Source organism: Bifidobacterium sp. WK041_4_12 (assembly GCF_041080795.1).
Taxonomy (GTDB): Bacteria; Actinomycetota; Actinomycetes; order Actinomycetales; family Bifidobacteriaceae; genus Bombiscardovia; species Bombiscardovia aquikefiricola.
Map to the genome: position 1 here is coordinate 320182 of NZ_CP129674.1, position 14446 is coordinate 334627.

The 14446-nt window shown below is 54.3% G+C and carries 14 protein-coding genes; 11 read left to right on the forward strand and 3 right to left on the reverse strand.

The genetic code is table 11. The features are described 5' to 3' along the window. Positions 1 to 4: 4 nt before the first annotated feature. The 5 genes from QN215_RS01375 (at position 5) to QN215_RS01395 (ending at position 3571) form a co-directional block, all read left to right on the forward strand. On the forward strand, positions 5 to 997 hold the full coding sequence (locus tag QN215_RS01375) for an ABC transporter ATP-binding protein (RefSeq protein WP_369344359.1): 993 nt from the start codon (positions 5 to 7) through the stop codon (positions 995 to 997). Next, positions 994 to 1758 (forward strand): multidrug ABC transporter permease, encoded by a 765-nt coding sequence (locus tag QN215_RS01380; RefSeq protein ID WP_369344360.1) that lies wholly within the window; start codon positions 994 to 996, stop codon positions 1756 to 1758. The genes QN215_RS01375 and QN215_RS01380 overlap by 4 nt, the downstream gene beginning before the upstream one ends. Before the next feature lies 1 nt (position 1759). Then, the gene (locus QN215_RS01385) at positions 1760 to 2524 is read left to right on the forward strand and encodes a hypothetical protein (RefSeq protein ID WP_369344361.1); all 765 of its coding nucleotides are present in this window, start codon (positions 1760 to 1762) and stop codon (positions 2522 to 2524) included. A 268-nt stretch (positions 2525 to 2792) separates the two neighbouring features. Next, on the forward strand, positions 2793 to 3212 hold the full coding sequence (locus tag QN215_RS01390) for a helix-turn-helix domain-containing protein (protein WP_369344362.1): 420 nt from the start codon (positions 2793 to 2795) through the stop codon (positions 3210 to 3212). A gap of 2 nt (positions 3213 to 3214) precedes the next feature. Further along, on the forward strand, positions 3215 to 3571 hold the full coding sequence (locus tag QN215_RS01395; RefSeq protein ID WP_369344363.1) for a hypothetical protein: 357 nt from the start codon (positions 3215 to 3217) through the stop codon (positions 3569 to 3571). 482 nt (positions 3572 to 4053) lie between these two features. Here QN215_RS01395 and QN215_RS01400 read toward each other — a convergent pair whose 3' ends face one another. Both QN215_RS01400 and QN215_RS01405 read right to left on the reverse strand, forming a co-directional pair. Further along, positions 4054 to 4380 (reverse strand): helix-turn-helix transcriptional regulator, encoded by a 327-nt coding sequence (locus tag QN215_RS01400; protein ID WP_369345019.1) that lies wholly within the window; start codon positions 4378 to 4380, stop codon positions 4054 to 4056. 673 nt (positions 4381 to 5053) lie between these two features. Continuing rightward, positions 5054 to 5899 (reverse strand): hypothetical protein, encoded by an 846-nt coding sequence (locus QN215_RS01405; RefSeq protein WP_369344364.1) that lies wholly within the window; start codon positions 5897 to 5899, stop codon positions 5054 to 5056. A 69-nt stretch (positions 5900 to 5968) separates the two neighbouring features. Here QN215_RS01405 and QN215_RS01410 point away from each other — a divergent pair, with 69 nt between their 5' ends. From QN215_RS01410 to QN215_RS01435, 6 genes are all read left to right on the forward strand, one after another. Beyond that, positions 5969 to 6229 (forward strand): hypothetical protein, encoded by a 261-nt coding sequence (locus QN215_RS01410; RefSeq protein ID WP_369344365.1) that lies wholly within the window; start codon positions 5969 to 5971, stop codon positions 6227 to 6229. 484 nt (positions 6230 to 6713) lie between these two features. Then, positions 6714 to 9893: a hypothetical protein gene (locus tag QN215_RS01415; RefSeq protein WP_369344366.1), complete on the forward strand. Its 3180-nt coding sequence runs from the start codon at positions 6714 to 6716 to the stop codon at positions 9891 to 9893. 381 nt (positions 9894 to 10274) lie between these two features. Further along, the gene (locus QN215_RS01420) at positions 10275 to 10697 is read left to right on the forward strand and encodes a Fur family transcriptional regulator (RefSeq protein ID WP_369344367.1); all 423 of its coding nucleotides are present in this window, start codon (positions 10275 to 10277) and stop codon (positions 10695 to 10697) included. Positions 10698 to 10796: 99 nt separating this feature from the next. Further along, the gene (locus QN215_RS01425) at positions 10797 to 11144 is read left to right on the forward strand and encodes a lectin-C (RefSeq protein WP_369344368.1); all 348 of its coding nucleotides are present in this window, start codon (positions 10797 to 10799) and stop codon (positions 11142 to 11144) included. Positions 11145 to 11622: 478 nt separating this feature from the next. Then, the gene (locus QN215_RS01430) at positions 11623 to 11832 is read left to right on the forward strand and encodes a hypothetical protein (protein WP_369344369.1); all 210 of its coding nucleotides are present in this window, start codon (positions 11623 to 11625) and stop codon (positions 11830 to 11832) included. A gap of 38 nt (positions 11833 to 11870) precedes the next feature. Further along, positions 11871 to 12203 (forward strand): type II toxin-antitoxin system HicB family antitoxin, encoded by a 333-nt coding sequence (locus QN215_RS01435; protein WP_369344370.1) that lies wholly within the window; start codon positions 11871 to 11873, stop codon positions 12201 to 12203. 209 nt (positions 12204 to 12412) lie between these two features. Here QN215_RS01435 and QN215_RS01440 read toward each other — a convergent pair whose 3' ends face one another. After that, entirely contained in the window at positions 12413 to 14341 is a 1929-nt protein-coding gene (locus QN215_RS01440; RefSeq protein WP_369345020.1) for an ABC transporter ATP-binding protein, read from the reverse strand. Positions 14342 to 14446 lie beyond the last annotated feature (105 nt).

Genomic DNA, 14446 nt, shown 5'->3' on the forward strand with positions numbered 1-14446 from the left:
ACGGGTGATTTTTTCAATGAGCCATGAGGCGCTTTCCATCAGAAATGTGAGCCGTGATTTTCATCATGGTGAAGTCCATGCTGTCAGGAACGTGTCATTGGAGATTTCCCCTGGGCAGATTCATGGATTGGTTGGCGTGAACGGAGCGGGTAAAACAACTCTCGTGAAGATGTGCGCCACCATACTGGCTCCCACGGCGGGAGAGATATCTATCGCTTCGATCGACGCAGTGAAGAATCCCGAGCGTGCGCGAAGTGGCTTGGGTCTCGTGCTTGGCGGGGATAAGGGGTTTTACCCGAGGGCGACCGTTGACGCCAATCTTCGCTTTTTCGCTGACATCGCAGGTGTTCCATATCGTGACAATCATCGTGAAGTGGCTCGTGTTCTGAAACTCGTGGCATTGTCAGAAAAGGGAAGGGTCAAGGTTCAGGAGCTGTCTCGGGGTCAGCGTCAACGTCTGCACATCGCAAGAGCGCTGCTCGGATCTCCTGCTTTGCTGCTGCTTGATGAACCCACGAACGGTTTGGATCCTGAAGTGGCTTTGGAAGTGAGAGACCTTATTCGCGTCGTTGCGAATACTGGCGTGGGCATACTGTTAACCAGCCATTCCATGCCGGAAGTCGAGGAGCTTGCTGATCGCATCACCATCATGGATTCGGGAACGGTCCAGGTCAGTGGGTCTCTTGATGAGATCTATCGCTATGCGGGTGTTGAACAAGCAACGACATTCTCGTTTCTGCCTAATGCCGGTTTTTCACTTGACGAGTTTTCAGCGCTGCTTGATGGCACTGCGCTGATCGTCAGTAGATCCGTCGGCTCGACATGGTTCATCACCGCGTTATGGAAGCCAGGAACCACTCCGGCAGTAGAGAAAATACGTTCCTACTTCACGTCCCACGGCATATCGATTCTGGAAGGAACCGTTACTCGCGCCGCTACTCTCGAAGATGCTTTCTTGGCCATCTCCCATAGACCTCAGAAAGATGGCCGGGCATGAGATTCCTCAGACAAGTGTGGTTCCATCTGAAGGACTTTGCGAGCACTCCGTATTTTGTCCAGATAGTGCTCGTGAGTACCGTTTCAGCCTCACTGGTGCAACGTCTGGGCGTTGAAGCCTGGGGAGCAGACCCGTACCTTGGTTTTGTTCGTTCGGGAACGATAGGGCTGTGGACGTCATGCACCGCTTCAGCGGGCATCATCGGATTCGAAAGACGCAAGGGTACGCTGGTATACCTGCTTTCTGGCCATATCAACCCGCTTGCTGCGGTGGCCTCGGTCGTGTCATCGGCTGCGACGTTTGGGCTCTCTGCATTCCCCATAGCTCTGGTGATCTGGTTGATTCATGGCGAATCAATGCTGAGTCTTTCAGCTATCCAGTTTCATGCGGCACATCTTATCGTCGGAAGCTTGATGCTCTGGGTCTCGACCGTATCGATCACCTTCGTGATTGCGTCCATTTTTATATTGACGCCTCATGCCCTTGCCTATGAAGGAATCATTCTCGTACCCGCTTTAGCAGCATCGGGAGTGTTCAATTCGTCTGTTCCAGCACGCAGTTTTCCTCGCATCAACGAGCTGATAATCCCTTCGGCAGCAGCCACTCGTATCCTGTATGACAAGGGAACAAGCGCTTCATACCTGTTCCCTTACGCTATCCTCTGTCTGGCTATCACGGCGATATGGTTAACCATCGCAGCGATTCTCGGCAGGAAGGCGCTGGCTGCATCACGCAGGCGCGCCTCGATTGAGGTGATGTGACATGAGCTGGCTCTCACGTTTCTTCCACCTGTTGGCGTTGCAGTTCCGCTCCTCGACCATGTTTGCCAACATAGGCACGGTTCTCGTGTCTTTCCTCGTCACGCCCATGCTGGATATTGCTTTCTCAGTGCTGATGGGGGCCAGCCTTTCGGCACCTGATCTGGTCCGTATCGGGTATGGCAGTTGTCTGGTCGGCGCCGCTATCGGTGTGTGCACCACAATGGCGGCATCGGTGGCGAACGACAAGGACCAGGAAATATTGCAGGATGTGCTGTTGCGCAGGAAGATCGATATGGCCTATTGGCTGGGAGTATCTGTTCCGGGCGTGCTCATGGCATTCGTGACGGGGATTATCGCATCCTCGGGAATATTCCTTATCGATGCCACTCAGGACTTGGAATCATTATTGAGAACACTCACCCTATTGCCCATGGCGCTTGTGTCGGGAGCATTGCTGGGGATAGGAGTCTCCGGTCTTGGATTGCCTCTGAAGGATTCGTTCATGCCGCTCAACACGGCCGTGCCGCTGCTGCCCATCATCGCGGGTGTCGTGGTACCTCTCAGATACTATCCACTCTGGGCGCAACATATTGTTGTGCTGCTGCCCATGTCTTCATATTCAGCGGTTCTCACAGGTGCCGCATCCATACCTGCAGCAGTGGTTCGAGAGACGCTCACTGGCGGAGCATGGGCTGTTATCGGAGTAATGTCCTCAATCCTCGCAGTGCGATCCTGGAAACACGGAAAAGCCCCACAAGCAATGTAACCCAGTAATTACAGATACTAAAAAATATTGAGAAACCGAACGTTTTCTATACAGTCCCACGGCCTGCCGATCCAGGCCTGTGAATTGTGGCTTTGTTTGGCGTGTTCGTGACAGAATTGTCTGACTTGATCGTTAGCGCACTGCGAATGCGTCCTTTCGAAAGGCCAATTCATGACATTCCATGCAGAGCTGCAGTCGGGCTTGGGATAGGGTTTGCACCCGACCAATATTCTTGACTGTTCAGTCAATTAATGGTACGTTGCTGCGTATGGGCAGGAGCAGGGGTTTTGACGATGGCGAGGTCCTCGGTCGCGTCCGAACGGTGTTTCTCGAACGCGGGTTCGAGGGGGCTTCGATCGATGACCTCGTCAGGGCGACGGGGCTTCTTCGGGGCAGTCTCTATGGCGCTTTCGGCAGCAAGCGCGGCATGTTCGTCGCAGCGCTGCGCGATGCGACATCCTCGAAGTCGCAGGATTCGGACGTGCTCAATCTGGTCTTGGTGGCACTGATGGAGCTGTCGAATCGTGACTCTGAGGTTCGCGGGCTTGTCAAGGAATATCTGGAATGCCTGCTCTCTTTGGAAGCGGGCGATGGCGATGCTGGAACCGCTTCGATCGCTTCCCTGCTCGGGAGGACACTGTTGAAGCGTGGCAATGTTCGGCTGAACGTTGATGGTGGAGGAAGGTAGTCATGGTGAATAGGGTGACGATAGTCGGACGGAATCTGCAGATCGAGCCGCTTGGCATGGACAGGGTCTGGTCATTCACGGGAAAACTGGTAATACCGATGGAGCATGTGCTGGGGGCGACCGAGGATCCGGGCATTCTTGACGATGCCAAGGGACTGCGCGCACCCGGTCTTCATGTTCCGGGCAAGTGGTCGGGCACGTTCATCCAGCATGGGGAGAAGACATTCTGGAACGTCGTCCGGCCGGAACGGCCCGTTGTCATCCAGCTCGAAGGAGAACGATACAGCCGACTGATACTCGGAGTGAAGAATCCGCATGAGCTGGCAAACCTGATCAATGCAGCGATAATCGGACAATAATCGATCATTTCTGGCGCTCCCCTCCCAACCGTCGCCGCGAGTGTCCCTTCCCCTGTCATCCCGAGCAAAGGCGAAGCCGCAGACGAGGAATCTCCGCTGTTTGGATTCCAGTGAGGTGAGATCCCTCGATTCGCTGCGTTTGCTCGGGATGACGAGGGAATTGTGCTGCTGTTAGGGATGACTGAGAAGGCGACATCAAGAATCTTTGGATCTCTACGTGCCAAAACAAGAAGAATATCAACAACTTGAATCCGAGTATTCATCCCGCACATGCACGTCAAATCACACGCCAAAAAACGAAGAGCCGACAAAACGCATCGAAGCTAGGCAGCCGCTAACCCCAGCAAGCATATGATCTGGGTGTCTGAAAAACTACGGGCATCGTTTGCATATGAGAAGTGGACTGCTCGCATATCTGGTTTCGACCAGTCTCTCCCCATTTTGCTTTCCGTGTTTGTCGCTTTCATGCAGCCTGTGAGCATTCACTGCCATACCGGACATGCAGTCTCAGGAGGGGTGCCGATCTGTGCAACGGGTCGGTCTAGTGATATCTGACTGGTCAAATGGGCGCTGGTGATTCTATCGAGACGAAACCATCGAATTGCCTGTCTCATGTGGCAATAAGCAATGAGATACCAAGTGTCAAAAGTGTAACCAAGTAGCTGTGGATCGACCCGCCTCTCACTGCTATGGCCTTCACTGTCCTTATAACATATTGCCAACGTGCGGTTTTCAGCGAGAGCATCCTCAATCCTGCGTTGAATGTCAAGATTCGATACCCCGTCTGTGTACATCACGTCTGTGAACATTCCGTCTGTGTGCCTCTCATGGTTGATCCACACACGCTGCGACAATCGCTGTGCTCGCTCTCGCTGCTGTGGTGATGTCACAGCGAGAATTTTGCTCAGTGCCCGTAGGAATCCTGCTCAAATAGATATGCCTGGTTTAGTCTTAAATGGCAAAAAGAATCACAAGGAGGGCATGGAATGAAAGATGTAAACATTGTCTACCACCACGAAGAGGGAGTTTAGTGGGCTGAATCCGCCGAGGTTCCGGGTTCTCTGCAGCTGCCGAGACGTTTGGTGAAATTAGGAAGATGGCATTGGATGGGATTGATTCTACTCTCGCTCGGATTCTTTCCTGCTCACGGTCAGGAGCATTGAGGGGGGTGACATTATTTTGTTGCCCTTTTTGGGAAATGTGCAAGTATGAAGGCAAATTCGCACCGTCGTTTCAACGTTTCTAAGTTGCGTTTTTGAAATAAGGCCACAAAACAGTGGAGTTGGCCGACAAAGCCTGATTTTCCCGAATTCTCAAGAGTCATCAACGCGGTGATGGTCATGGTCGGAGTGCTTCGTTTGTTATCCATATCACGCCCCGAGTCGCTTGGGGCTTTCTCCAATCATTGCTTTATCCATGCAAGGATCTCTGTGTCCGAACTGAGCATTAAGGAGCTTTGTGACAATATAGGCTGGCTGCTAATCAACTATTTGAGGCCAAGGTTCGGATGTTATGCGCGCAGGAACGTAACAGCTTTGGTTTTAGCCAGCCCTGTCGAAGATTGCAATCTATGGCGTTCAACAATGCATAACATGTACCGATGATGCTGTTAACTTGGGATGCCTCGAAGTACAGGGTATTGTAATGAGCTTCATTGTTGCGAACGGTGCGAAGATACTCCAATTGCCGTGCTACGAGCATTCTTCCTGTTTCATCTTGAGAGACATTCGGGAAAGCCAAGCGTGTAGATATCCTCCACAATTCTTGCTGGTCATTGTTTCTTGCGTTGTGGGCTGGCATTCCTATGAGTTTGACCCAGGTTCCCCACATGAGTTGCGAAAGCACATCAGCATGGTTGACAGCATTGTTTTCCCTGTGACTTTGCCTGCTTGTCCGCAAATTCGCATCGTTTGACGCATGCGCACGGGCCTGTCTGAGCATTCTCGTAATCAGAGTATTCACTAGGTGGGGAACCTTGTGCTCTGTAGTCCAATCCCTCGTTCCTGTTTCCGCCAAGGAGAGTGTCTGCAACTGGCGGTCAATGGAATTTCTAACGGCAAGCTCGACATATCCGAGCTGAGAGTGAAGTAGTCCAGCGTAATGTTGATTCAATCGGCAAAGTTCCAGTGCCTGTGCAACATCATCGGAAGTATCCGACAAGTATCGGTCGAACCTTTCTTCTCCAAAAAGCAATCGTGCTTGAAGCAATCGTGCTTGAAGCAGCGGCGAATTTTGATCAATGCCCATAGGAATCATGCTACAATAATAGTGCTTGGGTGGGGTGAGTCCCATCTTCTTTTTCGGAATGCCGACCACAATGGTCGGCATTCTTGTTATTTTCGAGCATACTGGGTTAATAGGGTTAATAGGGTTAATAGGCAAAAGGGAGTTCGGGCAGTGTGCTGTCGTGTTCCATGTGAAAGCGGAGCAGGGCACTTTCTGGGGCAGGCCCAGGACGTGCTGCTGGGACGTCCTCGTCTCAAGAAGGGGGAGACGACCGTGCAGGTGCATTTCAAGGCAACTCAGGAGATGGCGACGTGGCTGGCCGAGCAGCGCAAGCGGTCGGGCATGCGGTACACGTCGGAGTACCTGCGCATGCTGGTCGAACGCGACATGCACGCTCATGCCAATCATCATCAGACTGCCCAGCCGGCGTGATGTCGGGTGCGAGGCGGGCACGGCGCACGGTCATTCAGATCATCGGAGTCGATGAACTCTCTCCTGACTAGCGCAGATGCCGGAACGGCTGAATGCCCGTTACGCAAGCCTTGGCGGTCGTCAGCATGAACGTCTGGATTGGCATCAGCGTGTGTGGCGTCGAGCTTTTCCAGTCGCGATTGAAACCCGGGTGCGTCTGTTGGCGTTAATCCTCCTCGTCATGGTCTTTCATCAGTTCCCCGGCCGTGGAGCATATTGTGCTGATGTGATGACCGGCTTCCCACCTTGCTTGGGTAGTGAAGTCCATGGCGGCGACATTTGCTTTTTCGTGAGTGGGATTTTGCGGTGAGAGTATCAATCGTTACATATTGTATAATGTTGTTCGTCATGTTCGTTGCATGTTCTCTCCGCTGAACCTTTCGTTGCGTTGATCGCGGTCGCGGGGGGGGGGGTGCCGTTTTAGGCTTCGATGGTTGGTGCTCTCATGGGTATGTTTCGTATGCTGTGGTCTCGTGTCGGTTCAGCGCTTTCGCGTGTCGCTGCTTCTCTCACCGAGCATCATTTCGGCCATGTCCACTATGGTCATGCTGGTCGTTCCTGTTCGCCGTCAACCAGAGCGAGCGTAGTGAGTCGAGGGATCTCCGCTGTTGCTGTCCTGGTCTTGTCTTTCATAATCGTGTTGTCTGGTGTGCTGGTTTTTTCGCCGGTTGAGCGTGCGGCTGCCGATGCTGTGGAGTTGGGCCCTGATGGCTATTTCAGTACGTTGGCCGATGGCGCGCTTCCGGTGGTGGATGCGGATGATGCAACTTCAACTTCGCAGGATGGCTGGGCGAATACGCGTAGAATTGTGTTCGGCAAGACAAATTCCTCGGCGACTTACCAGAATGCTTCGGTGTTTGGCGGATACAAGACTTTGGGGTTTGGTGGGTCAGCGGGTATTGCTTCGGTGCCCAATGCCTCAACTCATGGCACCGGCGACGAGAGGTATACGTCGGCGACGACGTCAGTGCTTGCGAATGAGGCGTTGCTGTGGGCTGATGATGTGGTGACAGCTGGTTTCAAGTTTGACGCGAACAGTCTGTCCCATCACACGTTTGATAGTGCGACGGGCCCGTATAAGTCTAACCTGGCGCGGGTGTCTGAGGCGGTGGGTGCGCAGAATTATTCGAGCTTTGAGCAGGGGCTGCTGCGCGCGGCTCCGGTAGAGGGTGTGTGTACTAGAAGCCAGAGCACAGGGTGTGGCGGTGGTACTCATACTGCTCAGACGGATTCAGTGAATTCGTATAAGATTTTTCCGTTGTCTATTGGCGATATGCGGAAGTATTTTGGCCATGATAGCGGGACTGCGGCGGATAATAACTTGCGTTGTAAAACGAATCTTGACAATTCATCTAACCACTGTGCCAACGGTGCTTCTGCCTCTTGGCTGCGTTCGGCTGTTTGGCAATACGTAGGCCTTGCCAACATTATATTCGACACAGGCGGACCTAACTATAATTCCACGGACAGTGTCACTAATGGTATACGGCCTGCTGTTCGTTTGAATCTTGATGATCTGCTGCTGTCGGCAGACAGCGGCAGTCAGGGTCAGAGTTCGACGGGTGATTTGCGTCTGACGTTTGTGTCGGACGGTGCTTCGTTTTCTTTGACTTCGTCTCCTTATTTGGAGGGGGACCAGGGTGTCTGGAAGTTGCGTGATGTCGTCGGGGCGTCTGATTTTTCTGGTGTGGCTGGTTCGGGGTTTGGGTGGAAGTTGGTGGATCCGCTGGCTGGTGATGGTTCTGTGATTGCCTCTGGTCGCACCAACTATGATGCGGCGGCCGGTTCGGATGGAAACATGGTGGTGCCGTGCGCGACATTGACGGCGAATAAAGACTATGACCTGTATGTGTGGGGTCAGCTGGATGGTTCGGATGTGTCGGGTTGGACGAACAGGGCGACGATGCCCGTCAAGGCCGTGGTGAGGACTGATGATGCGGGAGGCTGCGAGTCCAAGGTGAAGCTTCCTCCCTCGTATGGCATCGATGTGTCGGGTGTGACGGATGGTGGGTTGAAGGCGTATCGGATTGGTGACTATGGGGATGTCGTGTTTGATCATACTGGTGCGTTGGAGAGCGTGAAGGTGTCGACTCCGGTGTCTGTGCGGTCGGCGGTCGCGTCTGCGGCTGGTTCTGCTGGTGGTTCGAATGTGGATGGGGTGAATCCGATGGGTTGGGTGGTGGCCCGGTGGCTGGGCTATCCGACGGACCCTTTGTCGGATGACACTACTTCGGCGTTTGACCCGTATGCGGGGCAGCTGCAATTGTTCGCGCAGTCGCTGGTGGATGATGTCGGTTCGCTGGGTCCTCCCGCGGGTTCGCTTCCCTCGGGCACGTTCTCGTCTCCTGCGGCGGCGCGTCTGTCGGTGTCGGGTCCGGGCCTGTATCTGATAGTGGATGACAGTGGTGAGTCGCTGCCGATTGTGGTGGGTACGAAGGCGTTCAACGAGAGCTTGGGCGATGATGGTGTGATGGTGGATTTTGCGGACGCGGGCGTGGATGGCCGGCATCGTCTGGGGGTGGCGGAGTTGAAGACGTCGCGCATGGACTTGTCGAAGCGTGTGGTGAACGATGCTGGGGTGGATGGGTTCGACGTGGGTGCTGGCGTGGAGTTCGAGGTCATGGCCAGGGTCCCCGACCTGAATGGCCATACGACGGCGTATTCGGGGTACGCGTTCTCCCTGTCTGACGTGGCCGCGCCGGGGTTGACGCTGCCTGCCGTGTCGGGGGTGCGCGTGTCCATGGACGTGGACCCGGTGGATGGTTCGCCGTCTCCGGGCCTGGACGTGACTTCTCTGGTGGGTGTGGGCGTGAGCGGGCAGACGCTTATGGTGGACGGGCTGAAGGCCCTGTTCGCGCAGGACAATGGCGCGAGTCCGGTGTCGAACAGTCTGGTGCCGGTGGGTGCCCTGATCCGGGTGCGCTACGTGGCGATAGTCAACCCGAATGCTTCGTGGACGGATGCGGGGGGTGCGGTCGAGTCGAACGACAATACCGTGACCCTGTCCCGGACCATGCAGGATGGCAGTGTCGATAGTTCGCTGTCGGCGACGGCTCGCGTGTATTCCTTTGAATTGGATCTGGTGAAGGCGGACAGGGGGCGTGCGACCGAGTTCCTTCCGGGTGCCGAGTTCGAGGCTGACCGGCTGGCGTCTGACGGTTCGGGCGTGCAGACCCTGCGGTTCAAGCAGGAGAGCAGTGGCGTGTACCGTCTGGCCATGGACGGTGAGACGGGCACCACCCAGACGTTGGTGACGGGCTTGGGTGGCAGGCTGGTCGTGCGGGGTGTGGAGGCTCGCATGCTGACGTTGCGGGAGACGAAGGCTCCCGACGGCTATTTCAGGCTGCCGAGCGTCATGGTGCGGGCGGTGGCGGTGTGGTCGAACGACCTGTCCGCGGTGCAGGCCGTCTCGTACCAGACGGACGGCTCGGTCCTGGCAAGCGTGTCGCAGGACGGGTCGACCGTCATGCTCATGGATCCCAGGGTGGGCCTGGCGAGTCTGCCGTACACGGGCAGCGTCGGCATCGCCATCCTGCTCCTGTTGGGCACCGCGGTCGGCATCCTCGCCATCCGGCCGTATTATCTTTCTCACAACGCCGAAGCCACCGCCAACCTCCTCGAATAACACGCAAGACGCATGCCCGACTGGGGCCTGGACTGGTTGCAGGTATCCAAGCGTGAGAACGACCAAGCCTCGTTCATCGCTCACGAGAACGTGGATACCACCTGCTGGAAGTCATGCTCGACAGGATCGCGCAGCCGTTGCCTCCTGAGCAGGATCAAGAACCCTGCCATCCATCGGCTTCACATCCGCTGAGTGAAACAGGTCGGCGAATTGTAAAGCTTTCACGCATGAATATGCAGTTCTGTCTGCTTATAGGCAATTAGGGGTGACAGAATCGTATAGTTAATAAGAATGATTATTGTTATGCTTATGAGGTTCGTATTTACTCTCGTCTTCGTAAAGGTATGCGTTCTTCGTGCCCTGCGTGCGGAAAGGTAGGCAATGTTTGCATCGAGAAGGGTGACTCGTCCAAGGGTTTTGATTGTTGAGCAACTTAATCGATTGGACGCATTCTCGACGGCGCAGACGGTTTATACGAGTTTGTGTGCGCGTGGCAAGAAGGTAGGCATAGCCACCATTTATCGAAATTTGCAGGCTATGGCCGGTCGCCAGGAGCTCGATACTTTGCATATGGATGGAGAAACTTTCTACAGGTTATGCAAAGACCGTCATCACCATCATCATTTGGTGTGTCGTAAATGTGGTCGAACGGTTGAGTTTGAGATACCAGGCTTTGAAGAGTGGACGCGTGAGGGTGCTCGGTCGCTAGGTTTTAGTGAAGTAAGCCATTCCCTAGAATTATTCGGCGTGTGCAAGCGTTGCAGGCTTGGCGCAACGTCGAACGATTCAGATGCCTCTGATTGATACTCGCTATCAGCAGTTTCACCGTGAAGGCGTTAAGACCCTATCGTGTGAATGTAATCGCTAATACATAGTGACGTAATACGATTGATAGGACGGTACATGATGAACATCAAGAAATATGACGAGCATGCCTATGAGATTGACACAGTTTCTGGCGGCAAACTTGCTGTGGATATGACGACTCTGAAGAATTTCGATCTTTCCAACCATGAGCATGGTAAAGCTGCTTGCGGCTGCTGTGGCTGTTGCTTCACGGGAGATTGCTGCAAAGACGTGGACTGTGTGAATGGCAAGGAGTGCGGAGCGAAAGACTGCCATGAAGCATGCAGGGAAAATAACGAGCATCACGACTGCGCTTTCTGCCACTTGGCATTCGATACCGACGAAAAGTCGCATGAAGAGATCCTGAAGGACTTGAAGGAACTGTCTCAGGCTCTCGCAGCTTGATATCTGTGGCTATCGTCGCTGTGAAAGTAGTCTGAGGAAGCTCTGATATGCGGTTCAAGTGGATTCGCTGGGCACTATCGCGATGAATCATATGGTCTTGTTGCATCTGTGACTTGTAGCAGCTGTAACAAGACCAATTTCCAGTTGTGCGCCTGCGAGCGTTCACTCCAGAATGTTGAATACATTCCCCCCTGGCTAGTAAGTCTGTGTGCTTGCCCTGCTTGACAATATGACCTTCATGCAGACTTGCGCCGTCAAAGATCGACTGGAAATACGAATAATCCACCTCCTGCAGTGAATGGCTATAAAACTTGATTAAGTCCTGTCGAACCATCAGGAACGTTGCTCTGAGCTCTTATGCGGATCACAGTGTCTGCATCTGGATGGGTTTAGCCGTGACGAGAGGTCTTGGAGATGGGTGAGGTTCATGATTACCATATAGTATCATGTGTGGTACTATATGTGATACCATCTCTATATGGTGAGAGTCGTTGATCTGGTGGGAAGAATGCGAGCCAATCCCAAGAACGTCCGCTACGCCGATCTATGCAAGGTGTGCGATGCGTATTTCGGGAAGGCTCGGCAGAACGGTACAAGCCATCGCGTGTATCGAACACCTTGGCAGGGTGATCCGCGCGTGAACATTCAGAACGCGCACGGTGGAACCAACCCATATCAGGTGAAGTAGATACTGCGTGCCATAGAACGTTTGGAAGGGGATCGATCATGAAACAGCAGGATAGATATGTGTTCCGGGTGCATTACAGCAACGAGGATCAGAAGTTCGTTGCCACTGTTGCGGAACTGCCTTCGCTTTCGTGGCTTGCCGATAGTCAGGAGAAGGCATTGCGGGGGTTGCGCAAAGTGGTGGATGATGTGGTGGCCGATATGCGGGAAAACGGTGAGGAGGTGCCGGTGCCGTTCGATGACAGGGAGTATTCGGGGAAGTTCTTGCTCAGACTCACCCCGGGCGAGCACAGACAGCTTGCCTTGCAAGCCGCCGAACAGCATGTCAGTCTTAACAAGCTGGCAGCCAGCCGTGTTATGTCTCACGCGTAAGACACACCTATGATTATGAGCTTATGCGTCGGGTGCGAGGCGGGCGCGGCGCACGGTCAAGGCTAACCCCATGCGGTTGAGCATGTTTGTCGCTTGCTGTTTGAGTTGCGCACTGGTGTGGACTTGTACCCGGGTAGTAGCAATCAGCGTGGCCAAAATATTGCTGCTGCTCAACGTCGCTGCATCAACGCTGTACCCGCCTCAGATCGCTATTCGAGTTCAACGGCTCCGGTGTAGAGCTGATAGTATTCGCCGCGTTGAGCAATGAGTTCCTCGTGAGAGCCGCGCTCGATGATTCTGCCGTGGTCGAGCACCATAATCACATCGGCATTGCGCACGGTTGAGAGCCTGTGGGCGATAACGAAAACCGTTCGACCCTTCATCAGAGCATCCATGCCAGCCTGAACCACTGATTCGGTTCTGGTGTCAATCGAGGATGTCGCCTCGTCAAGGATCATCGTCGGAGGATCTGCAACGGCTGCTCGGGCAATCGAAATCAGCTGCCGCTGACCTTGCGAAAGACCGCTGCCATCGCCCGCAAGAACGGTCTGATACCCTTCCGGAAGCATACGAATAAAGCCATCAGCATTGGTGAGTCTGGCTGCCTCGATGCATTCTTCGTCAGTGGCGTTGAGCCTTCCATAGCGAATGTTGTCCATGACTGAGCCGGTGAACAAATTCACGTCTTGGAGCACGACGCCCAAGGAACGACGCAGATCGGGCTTCTTGATGTTGCGCACATCGATGCCGTCATAGAGAATCTGACCCTGCTGAATGTCATAGAAGCGATTGATCAGATTTGTGACCGTGGTCTTACCCGCACCCGTTGCACCCACGAGCGCGATTTTTTGGCCCGGTTCTGCGAACCATGTGATGTCATGCAACACGGGCGTATCGGGGGCATATCCGAAGGTCACATCGGTGAAGCGCACATCGCCGCGAAGCAGAGTCAGACGGCCATCGGTTGACGTGACCGCGACCTTCTTTGCCTTGCGCGCCACTTGTGCGGCACCATCACTCAAGAGATTCGCCTGTGCCAGAGATCGCGTGCCATCGTCGTCTGCGGTTCGCTTCCACGCCCAATGCTTGGTTGCCTTGTCTGATTCGACAAGGTTGCCATTCGCATCTTTGGACACATTCACGAGAGTGACGCTGCCACCATCGACCTCTATCGGCTCATCCATCAGAGCGAAGATACGTGAGGCGCCGGCCAAAGCCATCAGCACCATGTTGAACTGCATCGAAACCTGTCCGATTGGGTTCACATATGAACGTGTCAGGGTGAGGAGAGCGATGATCGTTCCGAGCGTCATCGGGCCCGCCCCGGTGAGCCCAAAGTTGCCCCAACCTGAAATTGCCGTGATTCCGCCGGTTATCGCCATAAGAATGTACAGCAGATATCCCATGTTTGCGACGACTGGCATCGTGGTGTTGCCATACATGTTCGCCTGAGCGCTTGCGCTGAAAAGCCGAGCGTTCTTCTTGTGGAAGGTGTTCGCAGTGGCCTGCTCATGGTTGAAGACCTTGATAATCTTCTGCCCATTGACCGATTCCTCAACGAATCCGTTGACATCGCCCAAAGCCTCTTGCTGAATGATGAAGAAATGGCCGCTGCGCGTGACAAGCATGCGTACGACGACAATCAGCACGACGCTGAACACCATGGTGAAGAGGGTAAATGGAATCGAAAGCCACGCCATCGCCATCAGCGATGCAAAAGCAGTCACCACGGAAGAGAACATCTGCGGCAGGGACTGACTGATCGCCTGACGAAGGGTATCGGTGTCATTCGTATAGCGGCTCATCACATCGCCATGCTCGTGCGAATCGAAATATCCGACGGGAAGGTGTTGCTGATGGGCGAACATGCGGTCGCGAATGTCTTTCAGCGTGCCCTGCTCGACACCGACAAGAAGCCAGTTATAGAGCCATGTGCTGAAGGTTCCCAACCCGTACAGCAGACCCATGAGTGTCAGCGCCTGCAGCAGAGGTTCCCAGTTCGGGTGGGAAGCGCCGACCAAGGGAAGGATGTACCTGTCCACAAGCGTCTGCAGAAACAGTGCTGAACCAGCCTGTGCCGCAGCTGAGATCAGAATTGCGACAATGACGGTGATGACGCGCCAGCGGTATTTGAACATATAGCCAAAAAGACGCTTGGTGGTGCCTGGCGCTGCCTTGCGCGAACCCGCACCCGAACCACTGTTGCGACGACCCGTGCCTGCACTGCGAGAGCGCGATGCATT